We start from the raw sequence: 337 nt of genomic DNA on the forward strand, positions 1-337 counted from the left end.
GCTCATCGGCGGGGCCGTGACCGTGGTCGTCGTACGCCGCAACCGCTGAACTTTGGTTCGACCTGCCTGACCTGACCCTGATCTACCGGCGTGGGTGCCGCGGGGCACGTGGGTGCCCGTACGCAGACTCCGGGCAAGCGACCGGACGACCAGCCGGGCGAACGCGCCGACTACCTGGTCGAGGACGAAGAGACCTGGCAGGCCAACCGTCGTGTTGTCCCGCCAGTGATCGACTGAACAGAACGGACATTGCACGGGATGCGCATGCGCAAGGCGACCTCGGCCCTGGTGGGTCTGCTGTTGGCCGGGGTCGCCGCGACCCCGGCCCACGCGGCGA

Annotated in this window: 1 protein-coding gene; it reads left to right on the forward strand. The window is 69.1% G+C overall.

Annotated features, from left to right (window positions below; all coding sequences use genetic code 11):
• Nucleotides 1-90: 90 nt before the first annotated feature.
• Nucleotides 91-237, forward strand: a complete 147-nt coding sequence (locus tag IF88_RS47100; RefSeq protein WP_158754923.1) for a hypothetical protein — start codon at nucleotides 91-93, stop codon at nucleotides 235-237.
• Nucleotides 238-337 lie beyond the last annotated feature (100 nt).

Source organism: Streptomyces sp. NRRL F-2580 (assembly GCF_000720115.1).
Classification (GTDB): Bacteria; Actinomycetota; Actinomycetes; order Streptomycetales; family Streptomycetaceae; genus Streptomyces.